Source organism: Vibrio sp. La 4.2.2, assembly GCF_027586995.1.
GTDB classification, from domain to species: Bacteria; Pseudomonadota; Gammaproteobacteria; order Enterobacterales; family Vibrionaceae; genus Vibrio; species Vibrio mediterranei.
This window is the reverse complement of sequence record NZ_JAPPTJ010000004.1, coordinates 223,691-242,314: the sequence shown is the minus strand read 5'-3', so window position 1 is coordinate 242,314 and position 18,624 is coordinate 223,691. Positions and strand designations below refer to the sequence as shown.

15 protein-coding genes are annotated in these 18,624 nt (G+C 44.2%); 10 read left to right on the top strand and 5 right to left on the bottom strand.

Annotation, left to right across the window (positions count from 1 at the left end; genetic code table 11):
• Positions 1–40: 40 nt before the first annotated feature.
• Together OH456_RS10510 and OH456_RS10505 are read right to left on the bottom strand one after the other, a co-directional pair.
• Complete coding sequence (locus tag OH456_RS10510; RefSeq protein ID WP_062456122.1) at positions 41–379, bottom strand: hypothetical protein; 339 nt, start codon at positions 377–379, stop codon at positions 41–43.
• A 95-nt stretch (positions 380–474) separates the two neighbouring features.
• A complete protein-coding gene (locus tag OH456_RS10505; protein WP_006070368.1) occupies positions 475–1,014 on the bottom strand; it encodes an NUDIX domain-containing protein in 540 nt (179 codons plus the stop codon).
• A 138-nt stretch (positions 1,015–1,152) separates the two neighbouring features.
• Here OH456_RS10505 and OH456_RS10500 point away from each other — a divergent pair, with 138 nt between their 5' ends.
• Both OH456_RS10500 and OH456_RS10495 read left to right on the top strand, forming a co-directional pair.
• On the top strand, positions 1,153–2,787 hold the full coding sequence (locus OH456_RS10500; protein WP_270033427.1) for a mechanosensitive ion channel family protein: 1,635 nt from the start codon (positions 1,153–1,155) through the stop codon (positions 2,785–2,787).
• Positions 2,788–2,942: 155 nt separating this feature from the next.
• Positions 2,943–3,797 carry an SMP-30/gluconolactonase/LRE family protein gene (locus OH456_RS10495; RefSeq protein ID WP_081836327.1) on the top strand — a complete coding sequence of 285 codons (855 nt, stop codon included), beginning with the start codon at positions 2,943–2,945 and terminating at the stop codon, positions 3,795–3,797.
• Positions 3,798–3,853: 56 nt separating this feature from the next.
• Here the strand turns inward: OH456_RS10495 and OH456_RS10490 are convergent, their stop codons facing one another.
• The 3 genes from OH456_RS10490 to OH456_RS10480 form a co-directional block, all read right to left on the bottom strand.
• Positions 3,854–4,105: a hypothetical protein gene (locus OH456_RS10490; RefSeq protein ID WP_006070371.1), complete on the bottom strand. Its 252-nt coding sequence runs from the start codon at positions 4,103–4,105 to the stop codon at positions 3,854–3,856.
• A 298-nt stretch (positions 4,106–4,403) separates the two neighbouring features.
• A complete protein-coding gene (locus OH456_RS10485) occupies positions 4,404–5,135 on the bottom strand; it encodes a carbonic anhydrase (RefSeq protein WP_270033426.1) in 732 nt (243 codons plus the stop codon).
• A gap of 124 nt (positions 5,136–5,259) precedes the next feature.
• A complete protein-coding gene (locus OH456_RS10480) occupies positions 5,260–6,450 on the bottom strand; it encodes an MFS transporter (RefSeq protein ID WP_270033425.1) in 1,191 nt (396 codons plus the stop codon).
• Between the two features lie 117 nt (positions 6,451–6,567).
• On the opposite strand from OH456_RS10480, the gene OH456_RS10475 reads away from it, so the two are divergent.
• The 8 genes from OH456_RS10475 to OH456_RS10440 all read left to right on the top strand — a co-directional run bounded on the left by OH456_RS10475 (position 6,568) and on the right by OH456_RS10440 (position 18,613).
• Positions 6,568–7,335, top strand: coding sequence for an ABC transporter ATP-binding protein (locus OH456_RS10475; RefSeq protein WP_062456110.1), 768 nt, complete (start codon positions 6,568–6,570; stop codon positions 7,333–7,335).
• A 63-nt stretch (positions 7,336–7,398) separates the two neighbouring features.
• Positions 7,399–8,283 (top strand): ABC transporter substrate-binding protein, encoded by an 885-nt coding sequence (locus OH456_RS10470; RefSeq protein ID WP_252039993.1) that lies wholly within the window; start codon positions 7,399–7,401, stop codon positions 8,281–8,283.
• A gap of 11 nt (positions 8,284–8,294) precedes the next feature.
• The gene (gene fhuB, locus OH456_RS10465) at positions 8,295–10,286 is read left to right on the top strand and encodes a Fe(3+)-hydroxamate ABC transporter permease FhuB (protein WP_270033424.1); all 1,992 of its coding nucleotides are present in this window, start codon (positions 8,295–8,297) and stop codon (positions 10,284–10,286) included.
• A gap of 271 nt (positions 10,287–10,557) precedes the next feature.
• Positions 10,558–12,300, top strand: coding sequence for an IucA/IucC family protein (locus OH456_RS10460; RefSeq protein WP_270033423.1), 1,743 nt, complete (start codon positions 10,558–10,560; stop codon positions 12,298–12,300).
• 15 nt (positions 12,301–12,315) lie between these two features.
• The gene (locus tag OH456_RS10455) at positions 12,316–13,161 is read left to right on the top strand and encodes a GNAT family N-acetyltransferase (protein WP_236109341.1); all 846 of its coding nucleotides are present in this window, start codon (positions 12,316–12,318) and stop codon (positions 13,159–13,161) included.
• A 3-nt stretch (positions 13,162–13,164) separates the two neighbouring features.
• On the top strand, positions 13,165–14,943 hold the full coding sequence (locus OH456_RS10450; protein WP_270033422.1) for an IucA/IucC family protein: 1,779 nt from the start codon (positions 13,165–13,167) through the stop codon (positions 14,941–14,943).
• A gap of 11 nt (positions 14,944–14,954) precedes the next feature.
• Positions 14,955–16,292, top strand: a complete 1,338-nt coding sequence (locus OH456_RS10445) for a lysine N(6)-hydroxylase/L-ornithine N(5)-oxygenase family protein (RefSeq protein ID WP_006070380.1) — start codon at positions 14,955–14,957, stop codon at positions 16,290–16,292.
• Between the two features lie 185 nt (positions 16,293–16,477).
• A complete protein-coding gene (locus tag OH456_RS10440; protein ID WP_270033421.1) occupies positions 16,478–18,613 on the top strand; it encodes a TonB-dependent receptor in 2,136 nt (711 codons plus the stop codon).
• The last annotated feature ends 11 nt before the right edge of the window (positions 18,614–18,624 follow it).

The window sequence follows — 18,624 nt, the reverse complement described above, 5'->3', positions numbered from 1 at the left end:
TGTGGTAATGAGCACCTTGAGCTATTAACAATACAGATGGTTAGATGTGACCAAGTTCACCAAGTGTTACTTTAGATAAGGCTCTATCAGCTTCAAGAGTGTGAGCAATTAACTTTCGTGCATCATCAAGTTCAAAGCCCTGATCTAATGATCGGTCCGCTTCTTTAGTGACCATTTTTAGGAGCTCAATAGAGGAAGAAATATCGTCAATTGACCCTTTTAGCTCGCTCAGTATCTGAAGACTAAAAAGCTGCTCAGTGAGCTTTTTAATCGCAGATTCGAGATCATAGGCGTCCTCTCTCAAATACATCGTAGTTTTGTATTTTTCCAGTCGCCGAAGTGTGTCGATTAAGCACTCTTGAAGAGTTAACTGATCCATAGTCATTCCTCAATCAGGGTCGTATTCTCCTAGCTTGGGATATAATTACCTAATATCGAACTTTATAAGTACTTTTGTGACCAGTTTCCGATTTTCTAAGGTATCAAGCCTTTCATTTTGGTCAGTCCCCATGCGCCCGTGGTAACGATATCCTGGATCTTTCCTTCGATGATCATGGTTTCAAACTCTTTGATCGTGAAGGCTTGAGTGATGAGATCTTCTTCTTCACTATCAAGGCGTTGTTGCTTTTGAGTCAGTTCAGTGGCGAAGTAAATGTGGCAAGTTTGATTGAGGAAACCGTACGCGATGAGTTGCTTGCCTACATATGTCATATTTTGAGCTTCAAGTCCGGTTTCTTCTAATAACTCACCCTTGGCGAGATCCAGATGATCGGCGTCGGGATTAGACTCCCAGGCCCCCTGAGGAAGCTCCCAAAAGCGATCGCCCACCGAATATCGGAACTGTTGAACTAAGTGAATGTTCTGACCGTCAAGAGCAATAATAACCGCGCAATCTGGTTTATCTACTACGCCATAGATTCCTTCTTTGCCACTGGGTCGCTCTATTCTATCTTCGCGAACGGTCATCCAATTGTTCTTATAAACGACTTTTGAATCTAGCGTTTTTATGGTCATGCAATTCTGGCCTTTAAATTGTTCTAGGAGAGATAAATCACATTACCTCTATCTCTTACAATTTCAATAAGAAAAAACGAGAATTCAAAGAATTAGATCCTATTCTTATAGAAAATCATACTGTTAATGGATGACCAAATGAAACAGTGGCTGATAGTATTTTTGAGTTATTGTGTCGTCATGACTTCTTGGGCAGAGAGTGCTTTTCCATTAGCCCCCCCGGATACCAGTACGCCAAAAGCAACTTATGAAAGCTATCTTAAGCGAGTGACTGAGGCGAATTTGGCTCTGGGAGAAGTATATGGCGATATTGCTAATGTAAGTGTGGAGCAAAAGCAGAATATCTTCGCGCTGTTCGATAAAGCCTCACAAACTTTCGATCTTTCTGCCATTTCCGATCTCAATCGTCATAGAGTTGCGATGGAATCGGTAATGTTAATGAAAGAGGTTCTGGATCGTATCCCAAGCTTTGACCCGGCAATGATACCCGATTCTAAAGACGTTCAAAGTTGGACGATTCCGAACACCAATATACAAATAGTAAAACAAGAGTCTGGTAATTATCTGTTCTCAAGACAGACGGTAGCGAATCTTCATTATTATTACTCGTTAGTGAAACACTTACCTTCGAAGTTGGAATCCACGCCTGATTATTATCAATATTATTCATTGAGTGCAGGACGATTGATTCCGCCAACGTGGTTTTCACTCATTGACTCGTTACCTCCCTCGATGATGTCTGAGATCGCCGATCAAGCTGTATGGCAATGGGTTGCGTTCCTATTATTAACCGCTCTTCTTACAGGTTACGCGTATTTGGTCTATCGACAGGTGCACCATGCGCTGTTGAAGCCCTCTTTGATGGCACTAGGATTGTTTGGCTATACATGGATTGCTGATTATCAGCTCAATCTAACTGGTGGTCTGATGAACCTTCTTAATGTGGCAGGGGAGTTATTGTTCTGGCCTTTGATTGCACAAGTCGCATACATCGTCGCATCTTCAAGTTGTAAAGTGTTATTCGCAGGCAATGGCCAGGTTAGCGGCTTGAAAAAGAGTTTGAGTCAAATCACGGGAACCATTGTTGGGACCTTATGTGGGGTGGCCATTCTTGGGTTCGGTTTACATCGCTTGGGTGTTCCAGTTTATGGGATTGTTACCGGGCTAAGTCTAGGTGGTATGGCAATTGCTCTGGCGATAAAACCTACAATGGAAAACCTGATAGGCGGGGTCATTCTATTTATGGACAAGTCTTTGTCTGTTGGCGACTTTTGTAAAGTAGGTAGTGTTTCTGGAGTAGTTGAGCAAATTGGTGTTCGTTCTACATTGATTCGCGCTAAAGACCGAACGCAAGTCACTATCGCTAACGGCGATCTAGTGAAAATGCAAATCATCAATTTCAGCCGCAGGGACCGTTATCCACTTTTGGTGACTCTCAATCTTCGCTATGAAACTCCAATGGAAACGATGGTGAGCTTGACCCGCGATATTCGTTCAATGTTGGAAGCGCATGAGTTGATTTTGGCATCACCACTCAGAGTACACTTTTCTTCGTTCAGCGATTACAGTCTGGATATTGATGTATTCGCCCACATTGATACCCAAGAGCGGGAAGCGTTTTTGACCATCCAGCAAGAGTTATTGATGAAGATAAATCAGATAGTCGCTGAGCATGAAGCCAAATTTGCCTTACCATCGAATACCACGTATCTAAAGCCCGACTTTCAGTTTAACAATCCCGATCAGCTCAAAGTCGCGGGCGATAGAGACTGAATTCTTCGCAGATTATTCAATAGGGGCGATTCTCCGTCCCTTGCTTACATAATTTGTCCTTCAAATTGTTAATCAGCGCTAGCACCCTAGCGCTGATTTTGTTACAACAGTGCCAGAAAATTACCAACCTTAATTGATACAAAAAGGACATGAACGTGGCACAACCTATTCAGTTTGAAAAGTTCGTCGATCTAGATTTTGATTTGGCGGAATGTCCACGCTGGGACTGGCGTAATGAGTCTTGGATGTGGGTCAACATCTGTGACGGAGAGCTTTGGCGTCAAAAAGATGGTGTGAACGAAAAACTTGAGTTTGGCGAACCTATTGGTTGTTTCGCAATGCATGGTGAGCAAGGGTTCATCGTAGCGCTTAAGTCAGGTATGTATCACATTAGCAATTGGGGTGCAGAAAAAACGTCTTTGGCACCGTTAGTCTCTGAGTTTCCACGCATGCGTTACAACGATGGTCGCACTGCACCTGGCGGACGCTTTATAGCAGGTACGCGCAATGGCGCCAAGGTTGGTGACCAAGGGCAATTCCATCAGTTACATCTTGATGGCACGATTGAAGCGCTACCAATGTTCGCTTGGACATGCAATGGCCTAGCGTTTTCACCAGATGGTCAATGGTTGTACTGGGCAGATACAGGTTCAAGTAAAGTGTATAAACACAGCTACAACGCTGAAACAGGTCAATATGGTGAGCAACTAGTGCACTGTGACCTTACTGAACACAATGGTCGTCCTGATGGTGCAAGTGTAGATGCTGAAGGGAACTACTGGGTAGCTATGTATGCAGGTCAATCCGTGGTTAAAATCTCACCTGATGGCGACGTTATTGACGTGATTGCTGTGCCATCAGAAAACCCTACAATGGTTGGTTTTGGTGGTGAAGAGTTAACGGATCTTATTGTGACTTCAGCAGAAGGCAGTAATGAGAAAGGCAAGCTTCTGATTGCTAAAAACGTAGCACAAGGTTTAAAAGAAACACTAGCAGCCGTGGTGGTATAAGCTCGCTACGGCGCCTACCGAATGTAGTCATGGCGGTGCATCTGAGTGCACCGCTGTTAACAACTCATCGACATCTGCTGTTGGCGATACGCTGCTCGGTTCATGTCACTTAAGTCATCTTCTGTAATATACTTTTTGGCGACCACGTTGCCAGACACCACCAGGTGAGAAATGTAATCTCGGCAACTCGTTGTGGGCATATTGCTCCACATAAAGTCTGCTTTGGTAGTATCGCTAAAGCCGATATTGAGCACGATAAACCGCTGCTTATTCCTCATATCGTATACGTTGATCTCACACTGTTGCATACTGCACCCCCTTGTTTTGCCCACCGTTATTCAAGGCTAACCTACTATTCTCAGTAAGGAATGCTTTTGAACATCGTGTTATTCAAAATCTCATCATTGCAACATATTCTAAATTTTGTTTAACAGTTAAGTTACACGCTACGCGTACGGTAAACTTTGAAGCAGTTCAAAGAGTTAATTTTCGAAAGGTTGGGATTCGTATTTCTGGAAGGTTGATCAAAAAAATCTACCACTAATGTAATGATTTTGTTAATAAAAACAAGAGTGCGGAGTGCACCCTTGTCAATTTAGAGCTGAGTTACTTTAGAATGAGGCGGGCGTTATGTGGTTGTATAGGACGTGCATTATTCCCCATGGTATCAGATAAGTTATCCAGAGGTGCTTGTTCAATAAATTGTGGGTCAGTTAAGACAATCCAACGTACTCCTTCGCTACATGGTGGGGTGGTTAGTGAACCGTTGTAACGATAATAGCTATGAACTCTTGGAAGTAGGGATTTAAGTTTTACATCGGATTCCACTTTTATCGACTGGCCATTTGCTGGCAGTGTATTCAGAAGAGCCGATAGGGTGGAGTCTTCTCGTTTCCCTATGTCGTACATAACGGCAACAACCGCGAGTTCACCATTGTCATTGGCGTGGACGAAATGTGCTTCAAGTGGGGCGTGTTTACCGTTAATGGTATTCTCAGACGGCGTATGAAAGTGGAACTGTTTCAACGTGAACGTTTGTTCGTCCAGTTTCAAGGTGTTGCTACCAGTGACATTGATTTGAATGGTATGCCCATTATTAACAACGTTGCCAATGCTACCTGAATAGTCAAACTCAAGTGGCGTCATCTCTGCTGCGGTAAGCGATTGTATTTCTATATCGATGGGGCTTTGATTTTTACCTTGGCTGCATGTGCTACTGAATGAGCCCCAGTGTGCGGGGCCGTTATCCGCGCCGTATCCCCAACTTTGCGCGACTACCGCTTGAGAGAATGGCAGTAGTGATGTGAGAGTTAGAGCGAGTGTTATCTTATTTTTCATCTGATGATTATCCTTGTCTGACGTAGAGAGTGTGAATACTCTGGCGCTAGAATAATGGATAATTTCAAAATGCAATTATTTGCATATTTAGTTTGCGATTCTGCTCCAATCTTAACCAAAAAGACTATGTCTTGAGCTGTCGAAATGTAAGTAAAATCATCAAACCAGCAAGCAAGATGCTAAACCCTATTGGAGCAACGTCTAAGTAGGCGCTCAATGACATGATAAGGCCTGCCAATCCAAACCCAATAGTGTGTCCTGTTGCAATAAGCCCACTGATCTGTCCCTGATTTTCACTATGATGTTGCATTGCTTTTGCTGTGTAGGCTGGAGCCATTACAGCATTACCTGAAGAAAGAACGATGATAGCAATTAGGTACGTGGTAATGCTAGGTACCAGAAACAGTCCGTAGCCAATGAGTGTGAGAGTGGCACCCAGAGTCAGCATCTGATTGACTGAGAACAGCTTTTTCTTTACGACAAATAGCTGCGTCAATAACGTTGCCACTGCACTGGTTGTCAGCAAATAGCCAACCCAATCTGACCATTGTTCGGGTGTTAACTCAGGTATGCTTTGCAGCAACGGCGTTAACGAGTAATGCAGTACACCAACGGCTGCACAGAGACAAAGCCCAATGGTGATATAGTTCTTAATGCTGCCGAGAAGCGCGCGACTTTTTATCTTCTTGGGACTTACTGTCGACGGTATGGAAGGTTGCAATAGACATAGTGTCACCAGGAATAACGCGGAGGAACCGACGAAAGCGAAAGGAAGTAACGGATTTAACTTTACTAAGGCGACGGATAGCAATGGTCCACCAATTCGGCCAACGCTAAGTGCGGCGCTGACAGAGGTAATCGCACTCAACCGATTTTCTTTCCCAACAGTTTGTATTGCCCAGTGTTGACTGGCCGGAACTAATCCTGACACCGTCAAACCATAGATTATTCTCAATGTACCCAATAACAAAATACTTGTCGTCGTTGAAATCCAGCTCTGTTCTAGGGCATGGATGATCAAAGCAAAACCGATAAAGGTAACAGCAAGACCTAGCAATCCGATAGAGACCACTTTCCTAGGTCCGGATTTATCGCTCTGCTTTCCCCAGAATGGAGCGCTAGGTAGAAATAGAACACTTCCAATGGCAATTAGTATCGACCATGTGCCTAAGCCAATATCTGTAGTCATTACTAGTATCGGTAGGGAGACAAGTAGCGCATTTTGTCCGAAACCGATCAGTGAAGCGAATGTGCCAATTAGCCATAGAGTGCGGGTCGGACGTTGTTGCGCTTGAATGGTACGAGTATCGAGCATAGCAATGAGATTTTATAGAGTGGTGACAGAACACTCTAAAGTAATTACAATGCGCATACAAATCTTTCTCATTTGCAATTATATTAATTGCTTTAATAATAAGATGCTCAATTTATTATGTTTTCATTAAAGCAAGCAAGCTTCCAAATAGGCTCACTTGAAATCTTAGTCCCTTTTGATTTGGACTTTGTCGCAGGGGAAGTCACATCACTGTTAGGTCACAATGGTAGTGGCAAATCAAGCTTGATTAAAATGCTTAGCCGCCAGAATCAAACTGCATCAGGAAAGGTGACCTTAGAAGGCAAAATCATTGATGATTACTCACCAAAAGAGTTTGCTAAGAAAGTGGCTTACCTTCCTCAACATCCACCTATCACCGATGGTGTGACAGTTCGTGAACTAGTGATGTTTGGCCGTTATCCGTGGAAAGGAGTGTTAGGCCGATATACCGCTGAAGATTATCAGCTTGTCGAAGATGCAATTAAACGTGTTGGCTTGCAGCCGTTCGCTGAGCGTTTTGTGAGTACGTTATCCGGTGGTGAGAGGCAGCGTGCTTGGGTTGCTATGCTATTGGCTCAACAAAGCGAATGTATCTTGCTTGATGAACCAACTTCCGCACTCGATGTTACCCATCAATATGAGTTACTGAAACTGATTCGAGAATTAAACCAGAGCCTAGGTTTGACGGTGATTATGGTAATCCATGACGTCAATATGGCTGCGAGGTTTAGTGATCGTCTGGTGGCTCTTAAACGAGGACGAATTGTTGTTGATGGCTCGCCAGAAGCGGTGATGAATGAAACATCACTATCAGAAATCTACGGGATGCCTCTCTCTACCTTTACTGATCCACAAACTCAGAACGTCATCAGCTACGTTCGTTAACCCAATCAAGGAAAGCTCACTGTGTTAAACCGAACTCAATCAAAATTCATCATTACTACGCTCATGGCATTTATGCTGAGTGTGGTGTCAACGTTGTCCATGGCAAAAACAGTTCAGCATGAATTGGGAACCGTGACATTCGAGCAAACTCCGAAGCGTATCGTGGTGCTAGATTGGGCATTAGCTGAGTCGGTGCTAGCGCTTGGTGTGCAGCCGATTGCTGCGGCTGACGTCAAAGGCTATCAAGATTGGGTAGGGTCGCCGGCATTACCCTCAGACACGATCGATGTCGGTTCACGCCGTGAGCCAAACTTAGAACTTATCGCTAGCTTAAAACCTGACCTTATTCTGATGAGCGGTCATTTAGCGCCTGCTTATGAAAAACTGAATGCTATTGCTCCAACCATTGCGATGAGTATATACAACGACAAGCAACAACCTTACGAGAATGCTAAATCATTAGTGACTATGTTGGGAGAGGTATTTAATAAACAAGAACAAGCCAAGTCGGTGATTGCACAGACAGAGAAAAAGCTGGCAGATAATGGCGCTAAGGTCGCGCAGTTGAACAACGGTAAACCATTCCTAATGGTGCGCTTTATTGGCGATAAACATGTTCGAGTCCACAGTACAGGTTCTCTGATGAATGACACTATCTCGGCTATGTCGCTTAAAAATAGCTGGAATGGTCCAACTAACAGTTGGGGGTTTTCTTCTGCAAGTGTTGAACAGCTTGCCAAGTATCAAGACAGTAACGTACTTATTTTTGGTCCGCTTACCCAGCAAGAGCAAACGCAACTTAACGCGTCTCCATTGTGGGGAGCCATGGCATTTTCACGAGAACATCGCGTGAAGATTATTCCTAAAGTTTGGACATTTGGCAGTTTGATAGCGATGCAGAGACTCAGTGATGAAGTCGTCAATCAAGTATCAACACTTGGTCATTAACAGGTTCGCAGATGCAGTTAACAGCAACACAGCGCACTTCCTACAACATTAAAACTCTTGTTTTAGTGCTCCTTGGATTAGTGGCGTTGACCTGGCTAGTAGATAACGCGCTACCCTACCAATTATCGGCGACAGAGTGGCAGACCTACTTTTTTCATCGAGATGATAGTGATTACCGTCAACTGATCCTCCATTTTACCTTTTTCCCTCGCTTATCGATGGCGCTGCTATGTGGCGCCGCGTTGGCAATTGCGGGATGCTTGATGCAGCATCTTTTGCAAAATCCGTTGGCCTCTCCAACAACACTTGGCGTGGCTGCTGGAGCAGAACTTGGCATGACGACCAGTCTGCTGTTTGGTATCGCTGGTGGCAGTATTGTTCAGTACTCCTTTGCTTTTGGTGGCGGTATGGTTGCCGCCGCGTTAGTGTTCTTGTTGACCGCTAAAAAAGGGTTCGCTCCTTTGCAAATGGTGCTGGCTGGTATGGTGGTGACTTTGTTTTTGGGGGCGACCAACATGATGTTGGTTATGCTTAATGAGCAGCAGCTAACTAGTCTGTTTGTATGGGGAGCTGGCGCGCTCGCCCAGCAAGGTTGGGACAATAGCATCACCATTTTAACTGTGTTGAGTGTGATTCTAGTGGTGGTCATGGCAATGCTACGGCCGCTTTCTGCCTTAGAACTAGGTAGTGAAGTTGCTGAGTCGGCTGGCGTGAATGTCGCTAGAGTTCGAGCCATCGGCCTGACGCTCGCGGTTATCGTGACATCGGTTGTTGTGGCGACAGTGGGAGTGATTGGCTTTGTTGGTCTTGTCGCTCCCACTATTGCAAAAATGTTTGGTGCTAGACGGTTCGTGCATCGAGTGTTTGTTAGCGGTGGTGTTGGCGCATTGCTGCTGTTAACCGCTGATCTGATCATTCAACCATTCTCAGGTGTCTCAAGTGAACTATTGCCAACCGGTGCCATGACGGCGTTGTTTGGGGCGCCATGCCTTCTTTGGTTGCTGACTAAACACAAATTTGCTTCCAGTTTTAAGGCAGAAGAAGTTGCTAGCAAAGCTTACAATCCAAAACCTTTTGTTCTAGTTTCTTTGATTCTTGCTGCGATATTACTCACGATAGCAAGCTGTGCGCTGTTCTTGGGGCGAACTCATTTAGGTTGGAGTGTTACAGCGGACCTTAATATTCTCAACCTTCGTCTTCCTCGTGTTTTAGGCGCAATATTTGCGGGCTGTGGACTGGCTTTAGCGGGGACCATGGTACAACGAATCACAGTTAACCCAATGGCGAGTCCAGAGGTAATGGGTATTAGCTCTGGTGCAGCATTGGCTTTGGTGCTTTGCGCGTGGTTTGGCTTCACACCAACAAGAGGCGAACAAATCCTTTATGGGGGAGTGGGTGCGGCACTAGTAATGATGGTGATCTTGCAATTTAGTAAACGCTCGAACTATGCCCCATCGCAGTTACTTCTCACGGGTATTGCTGTAAGCGCGGCGCTAGATGCTATCCTTCGAGTGGCGTTATCATCTGGTCAAGATAATGTACAAGCACTATTAACCTGGTTGTCTGGCTCAACTTATTTGGCGAGTTATAGTGATGTGTCGGCATTGGCTATTGGTGTTGTGGTATTGGGAGGCGGGACGTTTATCGCGAGTCGTTGGTTGGATATTCTAAATCTAGGGCAGGTATCTGCTGTCTCGGTTGGAGTGAATACCAAGCGCACTCGATTGTTCTTGCTAGTGATGGCGTCTCTGCTGACGGCTCTGTCGACACTGGTTATTGGTCCACTCAGTTTTGTCGGACTGCTTGCCCCTCACATCGCTCGTGCATTAGGCCAGTATAAAGCGAAGAACCAACTTATCGTTGCTTGTTTTGTAGGGGCGATATTGATGGTATCTGCTGACTGGCTTGGTCGAACTCTTTGGTTTCCATGGCAATTTCCTGCGGGCTTAATGGCTTCTGTTGTTGGTGGTGGTTACTTCCTCCTTCTACTACGAAAGGCTTAAAAAATATACAGTGAAATGTGACTGGTATCATAAAAATGGCACATTTTAGTGCCATTTTTCATTTCTGCTTTCTGATGATTCTATCATCCTGTTCCACGTCATTTCCCCGATCTTATCTGCACACTTATTCCTTTTCACGTTCGTCCTTTGTTAGGTGATGGCTATTTCTCTATTTGATGCCGTTTCAGTAAAAATTCAATATATTGATGTTGATTGTGATAATCATTAGCATTCTCATTTGATTGTCAGGGTTACGGAAGAGGTAAGAAAAATGACAACCCATCATGCCCATTTTACTGATGTGGCGGCGAACTGTTTTTGGAATGGACTGTATCGTGAGTCTGCTCTGGTTGAGATTGTGAGTAAGGAAGGTACCAAGTACCTTTGCACTCCAATTCGTGACAGCAAGTTAATTCTTGTTGAGGTGTTGAGTGAGTCTAATACCGGTATTAACCGTTATTCGCCATCAATTAAGCTGTGCAATTCACGTGGAGATTATGCAGAGACATTAAGCTTCCAGCAGGCCTGTGAACTCATCATTGCCAATGATGACATTGTAGGTAGCATCGACACTACGCAGCGCAAGCATTTCCTCGGAGCTGTATCGGAGAGTCACCGCAATACTTGGGTGGCACTTGAGCAGTATGGTCAAAGCCTAGGAGAGCAGCAAACGTCGTTTGAGGAATCTGAGCAGAGTTTGTATGTCGGGCATTCATTGCACCCAGCGCCAAAAAGTCGCTCCAATCTTAGCCTTGAAATCAGTAAACAATTATCTCCAGAATTAAAAGCCAATTTTGCTTTGCATTGGTTTGCAGTGCGCAATGAGTGTGTATTTGGTGGCTCGGCAACAGGTAGTGATTGGCGAGAGTATGTTAAGCAACTTCAGGTGAGCGAAACGACATTACCCGACACCGCCAAACCGTATTTAAATAGTACCAGTTGGCAGGTTCTCCCGATGCATCCTTGGCAAGCGACACAGCTATTAGCGCTTCCTCAAGTTCAGAAGCTGACAAACTCAGGAAAGCTAATTGATCTTGGACTAGGACACTCTACATGGTTTGCAACGTCATCCACTCGCGCTATTTATAATCCGGCTGCACCATTTATGCTCAAGTTCTCGCTGAGTGTGAAATTGACCAATTCGATTCGCTTGTTATCTGAGAAGGAAGTGAAGAGAGGGACAGCACTTGCAGATATTTGCCAATCACTCTCTGATGATACGAAGAAATATTTTACCAATGGATTGTCTATCATCCATGAGCCAAGTTATTTTGGTTTAAAGGACTGCAAGGGAGAGATTATCGATGAGTCCTTGGCGACCGTACGCGACAACCCGTTTATGGTTGATGACCGACAGCCGATGAAATCTCATGGCGTGCTTGCAACCCTTTGCCAGCAGACTCCTTACAAGCAAAGCGGCTATGCATTATCCAACGAACTTCTTATGTTGGCACAGCAAAATCAAACAGATGCCGAAACATTGGCAACACAGTGGTTTGAAGCGTTTTGTGACAATGTTGTAGTACCGATTTTCGAGTTGCAAAGCCAGTTGGGTATTGTGTTACTTGCTCATCAACAGAATATCGTTGTAGAGCTAGAGCAAGGTATGCCAACCAAAGGTTACTTTAGAGACTGCCAAGGTGTCGGGTTTACCAAACTCGCATTTGAGCACTTCCCGCAATTGGGGAACCCAGAAACGACAGAAAACTATTGGGATAGAGCAAAAGTAAACCGCTATTTCCCTTACTATCTGATTTTGAATTCATGTTACGGCGTCATAGCAAGCTTATCGCCATTAGTTGAAGAAGCGATTCTATTTGACCTGTTGAAGCAGCGTCTAACTCAACTATACCAATCTGCCCCAGCCGATACAGACTGCCTGCATTATGTGCTCAACTCTGACACTTTGTGCTGCAAAGGCAACTTCTATTGTTACCTGCAAGGTTTCAACGAGAACTCCATTCCCGATCCTTCGGTTATCTATTTTGAACTTCCTAACTATTTATCACGTTGATTAAAGGATTACGTCGTGAATACAGAACAACTTGTGCGTGACGTTGAGACGCAGTTTACTCATCACCCCGACTTAGGGACAGTTTCGCTAACAGAACAAGAATGCCAGCTTTTAGGTTTTCCGATGCAGTGGTTAGATAAAACGGGAATTGATAGAGCTTGTTTCTTCCAAATTAACCTCACCGGCCTTTGCCATCAGCCCTCTGATCGTTTTCCTTATAGTAAGCAGCAAGACGACCCTACGAGAGGCTATTTGGCTACACGTCCACCTAAGCCCGAAGGTGAAGTTTACCGTCGATTTGATGTGGCGTTAGAGAAAGTTATATCGTTTCGAACGTTTGATTTCGACAAAGATCTAGCTCGCTTTACCCAATGGATGAACAACCCTCGAGTCGCTGAATTCTGGGAGCAAGCTTGGACGGAAGACAAGCTCAAAGAGTTTGTTGAAAACCGATTCTCTGATGGTTTTACGTTGCCCTTGATTGGCGAAATTGACGGCCAACCATTTGGCTATTTTGAAGTGTATTGGGCCGCCCAAGATAGGTTAGCGCCTTATTATGATTATCAGGAGTTTGATCGAGGAATCCATCTGCTTGTTGGTGACGAAAACTATCGAGGCAAGCAGTACTTCGATGCATGGTTGCGTGCCTTGTGCCATTACGCTTTCTTAGACGATGTTCGAACGCAACGTATTGTCATGGAACCTAGGTTCGACAACGTGAAGCTATTCAAACGTCTTGCGAGCAGTGCGTTCGAAAAGCAGTTTGAGTTCAACTTTCCACACAAACGTTCGGCATTAATGATGATGAAACGAGAATTGTTTTTCGATCTCGCTTGGTCGATGGATAGTGAGAGGGCATAAGGTATGGATGCTAGTCAGGCTATTTCTCAGTATTGGTCGCGCGCCAATCGGAATTTGGTGGCAAAAATCATCAGTGAGTTTCACTACGAGGGTGCGTTTGAGATAGGCGAGACCTCAGATTCAAACCTCTGTGCCGCTCGTATCGGTAATGCGCAGTATCACTTCCAGGGACGTAAGCAGATATGGGGCAGCTATCGCATTGATACCGACTCATTAGTGCGTGTTTGTGAAGAGCAAAATAAGACCGCTATCGAGGCAAACTTATTATTGGCTGACCTCAAGCTTCATCTCTCAATGAGTGATCATCGAGTCGCTGAGCACGTCGAAGATATGAACGCTACGCTGTATTCCGATTGCTTGATGATGGCTGCGAATGCAAAGCGAACTGCGAGTGACATGTGTTCGATGAGCCTAATTGAACAGCAGGCGGCGATTGCAGGGCACCCTAAGTTCGCCTTCAACAAAGGAAGAAGAGGCTGGGGTGTGAGTGACTTAGAACATTACGCACCGGAATTTAGTGGTCACTTCCAGCTCGTTTGGTTGGCGATTCGTCGCACTAGTTTACAAGTTGGTATTGCCAACAATTTAAACTGGAATCACGATCTTGTAGCAAGCATGCTATCTCCATCTGAAATGGTTCTATTTGAGAACAAACTTGCTGCAGATTTGCTGGATCCAGAAGACTATCTGTTGATACCTGTTCACCCATGGCAATGGGAGAATAAGTTGGCGATGGCCTACATAAAAGAGATAAGTGATAAGACACTGGTTTATCTTGGCGGAGCAGGTAAGCAGGTCTCGCCGCAGCTATCCATTCGAACTTTGAGTGTCATTGATGATTCGAGCGGTATTCCAGCGTTTGATATCAAACTTCCTCTTACTATTATGAACACCTCGTGTTATCGAGGCATTCCAAGTCGATATATCCAAGCGGGACCTTATGCTTCGAGCTGGATAAAGCAGAAATGCGAAACAGATGCTGAGCTGCAACAGCTAGGCACTCAAGCGTTGGAAGAGCCAGCAAGTGCGTATTTAGCGTCCATTGCCTATTCACAGTTACAAGACGCTCCCTATCGATTTCACGAGTTACTCGGCGTTATTTGGCGAGAGTCGGCGGAGAGTAAACTAGAGCAAGGTGAACACGCCTATTTGATGGCATTGCTGTTTGAGATGGACAGTCATGGTCAACCTATGGTGTTAGAACTGATCAAGCAGTCTGGTCTGACGGCGCCCCTATGGCTGGAAAAACTGTTTACCGCGGTTGTGATTCCTTACTATCACTTGTTGGTGAAGTATGGAATATCGCTAATCGCTCATGGGCAGAACGTCACTGTTGTATGTCGAGACGGCATTCCTGAGCGAATTCTATTAAAAGATTTTCAAGGTGATATGCGATTAGTTCAAACGGACATTCCTGAGTTAGATGCACTACCAGATATCGTCAAGCAAGTCACCACACGCCTACCGGAAGACCTGATTATTCATGATTTGCAAACTGGTCATTTCGTTACAGTACTTAGATTTTTATCTCCGCTGCTTGAGAAAATTGAGGTGACAGAGCTGGAGTTTTACTCCGTATTAGCGAGAACCATCCGTCAATATCAAGCCAGACATCCGGAGCTTGCTTCACGTTATGAAGCACTGAACCTATTCAAACCACAGATCCTAAAACTGGGCCTCAACCTGTCTAAATTCAGGCACGATACCGATAACAGCAGCGACCGTATGCTTCCGGATATGGATCTTTATATGGACAACCCACTTTATTTTTCAGAGCGATAAGGACGACTACTATGGCAAATTCAAAGCAACACGAAATATACGATCTTGTAGGGATAGGCGCAGGTCCTTTCAATTTGAGCATTGCTGCGCTGTCTAATGAAGTTAATACACTAAAAACCGTATTCTTAGAGGCGCGAAGTGAGTTTTCATGGCATCCGGGGTTATTACTGGATGGTGCCAATATGCAAACCCATTTCTTAAAAGATCTTGTAAGCGCAGTTTGTCCGACGAGTGAATATTCATTCTTAAATTACCTCGTCTCTAATAAAAAGTATTATCGTTTTTTGAGTACGGAACAGAGTTGTATTAGCCGACAAGAATTTTCTGATTACCTTTCTTGGGCAAGTAAAAATATGCCTAACGTTGTGTTTGATAGTGCGGTACAGAATATTGAGAAGCACGATGGCTTATATCATATTCACACTAAAGATTTGGTTTATCGTGCCCGACATATTTGTCTTGGAACAGGCAAAACCCCGTATTTTCCTGAATGTACTAAGCCTTCTCTGGGCGCCAATGTATTTCATGCGGCCGAAATTGGTTTGAGAGAGCGGAACTTAACAGGAAGAAGAGTCACCATTATTGGAGGAGGGCAGTCTGGTGCCGATATATTCCTAAATGTTTTAAGGGAGAAATGGGGTAAACCAAGTCATTTAAACTGGGTGACAAGAAGAGCGAACTATCAACCTTTAGATGAAGCTGCCTTTACCAATGAATACTTTACCCCAGAATACGTTGATACGTTTATTGGATTAAACGACAAGGTAAAACAACGTGAAATCGCCCATCAAAAACTTACATCTGACGGTGTTACTCAGAAATGCCTATTGGAGATTTATCAAGAGTTATATCAACGATTTGACGTTATGAAGGAAAAGCGTTGGATAGAGCTTCTCCCCCATCGCACTTTGACGGCACTGGAAGAAACATCACAAGGGCTGAAGCTCAAATACGCTAACGCAATCACTGAAACAGACGAGGAAGACAATGCCGACATAGTCATTCTGGCAACGGGGTATCAAGGGCAATTACCTTCCTGTGCTAAAGCACTTGAAAGTAGTTTTAAGCGTGACCAAAACAGACAGATTCGACTCAATGGAGCATTTTCTATTGAAATGAGTGACAGCGATGAAATAGGTAATGTATTTGTGGTGAATGCAGGTTTACATTCACACGGAATTGCTGAGCCACAATTAAGTTTGGCAGCATGGCGTGCGGCGAAAATAATAAATCAAGTTGCCGATCAAGCAGCATTTGATATCGAGGCTGTTAATGGCCTTATGAATTGGGGAAACATTAACATGGAACGTTATGAAGATAGAGCATTAAAAGAATTAGCCACCTCTTAAATAACAAAAATATCAATTATATAAATGGGTTATTAACGACTAATTATTGCAAAACGTGACAAATTAATAATAGAAATAGTAATAATTATCATTTATCATTCGTTTCGCTTGTGGCGCGGACGTGCTACATCAATAGCGCAGTCGATAATTAGAGTTAATAACCAAAAATGTAAAAGAGTCATAAAATGAAAATCAGCTCAAGGAAGTTCCCCCTTAACGCCATTTTGGCGACCATGATAGTGTCAGGTGTTTCAGCTTCAGCAGTGGCGGAAACTGAATCGTCAAATACTGCTACGAATACCGATGAAAAAATGGTGGTGGTAGCGAGCCGCACTCCAAAGAGTATCAGTGAAATTCCAGGTACGGTTTGGTATGTGGGTACAGAGGAAATTGAAGAACAATATCGCGCAGGCAAGAACTTAGATGAAATCCTTGCGGCGACAGTGCCTTCTCTTGATGTAAATAGTGGTGGTCGAACGCATTCGGGACAGAACCTGCGTGGTCGAAGCATAATGGTAATGATTGACGGCGTGTCACTGCAGTCAGTACGTTCTATTAGTCGTCAGTTAGACTCCATTGACCCGTTTAATATCGAACGCATTGAAGTACTATCCGGTGCGACGTCGGTATATGGCGCTGGTTCGAGTGGTGGTGTCATCAATATTGTGACAAAAAAAGCACAAAGCAACGATCTTCAATTTGAATCATTTGTCGGTGGTACTTCAGGCTTTAACTCTAGTGAAGACGGTGATTATAAGCTCGCTCAGTCTGTTTCTGGTGGTAACGATAAAGTGCGAGGTCGTGCGTCGGTTGCCTACAATAAGACACAAGCTTACTACGATGCGAATGGTAAAATGGTGACGCCAGATATCACTCAAGGCTCGACTCAGTTCAACGAGACAGTCGACTTATTGGGTAATATGCAAATTAGCCTTACCGATACTCAAGACCTTAACCTGTTAGCTCAGTACTACAATAGTCAACAAGATTCGCCTTACGGTTTGTACTTTGAGAAGGACAACAGTGGTGTCTATAAGTTTGTTGATGTACGCAAAGGTTATGAAGCTGATCGTCAGCAAGGTACTGAGCGCTATATGCTAAGTGCGCAGTACACCAATCAAAGCTTTCTGAATCATTTGCTCATTGCTGAGCTATCGTATCGTAAGGAAGACCATACGTTCTCGCCATACACCCAAGATGGTGGAACATCACTTAAGTTAAGTTCATCTAACCAAAATACCGATATCTTCGCGCTAAAAACGGCGTTAAGTAAGTCGTTTGATAAACTGCAATTAACCTATGGTGTTGATGGATTTATTGACCGATTCTCTAGCGATCAGGCGCTTTACAATCAAACCATCACGGAAAATACTGGTGGCTTGGTTAACAAAATTGATTCTATTCAAGGACGTTATCCAGGAATTGATACCTATGCCTTAGCGGGTTTTGTTCAAGCTGAATACGCACTGACCACCGACTGGACGCTTCAGGGTGGCTATCGTTATCAGTACATGAACACCAAAGTAGATGACTTCAAGAAAAATGCGAGTACAGCGCTCGTTCCGGGTGGTGAAACGGACTACTCTGCAAACTTGTTCAACTTGGGCACTATTTACCATCTAGATCAAACCTCGCAAGTTTGGGCTAACTTCTCTCAGGGCTTTGACCTAGCAAACCCAGCGAAGTACTACGGCAAAGATCCGTCGGTCAATGTTAACGATACTAAACTAGATGGAATTCGTACCAATAGCTACGAAGTGGGGTATCGTAGCGATTGGGATAAAGTGTCACTGCAAACGGCTGCATACTACTCATACTCTGATGGTTCGGTTGAATACTCGGCTGATCAAAGTATTAAAGGTATATCCAACCCAATCCGTATCTACGGTGCGGAAGCTCAGTTAACGTATTGGGCAACCAACAATCTTCAACTAGGTGCTACAGGGCATTATGTGGTTTCTGAAGAGAAAGCAGACTCTGGTTGGGAAGCGTATAAAGCGATGGAAGCTAGCGTTCCAAAAGCAAGTGCTTGGCTAGGCTGGTATGAAGACAACTACAACGTGAAGCTACAAAGTCTGTCAACGTTTGACTATAAAGATGCGGATGATCGTAAACTTGAAGGTTATACCGTTGTTGATCTAATGGGTAGCTACAAGCTGCCAGTGGGTAGCCTTGGGTTTGGTATCAAGAACCTGTTCAATGCTGACTACCAAACCACTTGGAGTCAGCGTGCAACATACTGGTATAGCGGTACTCCAGCACTGTATGACTACAAAGGTCGCGGACGTACGTTTACTTTGAACTATCAAGTTAAGTACTAATTGTTGTGATA

Bases quoted from the DNA above. Each gene is read 5' to 3' on its own strand.
- OH456_RS10510 (WP_062456122.1), bottom strand. From the start codon at position 379: ATGGATCAGTTAACTCTTCAAGAGTGCTTAATCGACACACTTCGGCGA.
- OH456_RS10505 (WP_006070368.1), bottom strand. From the start codon at position 1,014: ATGACCATAAAAACGCTAGATTCAAAAGTCGTTTATAAGAACAATTGG.
- OH456_RS10500 (WP_270033427.1), top strand. From the start codon at position 1,153: ATGAAACAGTGGCTGATAGTATTTTTGAGTTATTGTGTCGTCATGACT.
- OH456_RS10490 (WP_006070371.1), bottom strand. From the start codon at position 4,105: ATGCAACAGTGTGAGATCAACGTATACGATATGAGGAATAAGCAGCGG.
- OH456_RS10485 (WP_270033426.1), bottom strand. From the start codon at position 5,135: ATGAAAAATAAGATAACACTCGCTCTAACTCTCACATCACTACTGCCA.
- OH456_RS10480 (WP_270033425.1), bottom strand. From the start codon at position 6,450: ATGCTCGATACTCGTACCATTCAAGCGCAACAACGTCCGACCCGCACT.
- OH456_RS10475 (WP_062456110.1), top strand. From the start codon at position 6,568: ATGTTTTCATTAAAGCAAGCAAGCTTCCAAATAGGCTCACTTGAAATC.
- OH456_RS10470 (WP_252039993.1), top strand. From the start codon at position 7,399: ATGGCATTTATGCTGAGTGTGGTGTCAACGTTGTCCATGGCAAAAACA.
- fhuB (WP_270033424.1), top strand. From the start codon at position 8,295: ATGCAGTTAACAGCAACACAGCGCACTTCCTACAACATTAAAACTCTT.
- OH456_RS10460 (WP_270033423.1), top strand. From the start codon at position 10,558: ATGACAACCCATCATGCCCATTTTACTGATGTGGCGGCGAACTGTTTT.
- OH456_RS10450 (WP_270033422.1), top strand. From the start codon at position 13,165: ATGGATGCTAGTCAGGCTATTTCTCAGTATTGGTCGCGCGCCAATCGG.
- OH456_RS10445 (WP_006070380.1), top strand. From the start codon at position 14,955: ATGGCAAATTCAAAGCAACACGAAATATACGATCTTGTAGGGATAGGC.
- OH456_RS10440 (WP_270033421.1), top strand. From the start codon at position 16,478: ATGAAAATCAGCTCAAGGAAGTTCCCCCTTAACGCCATTTTGGCGACC.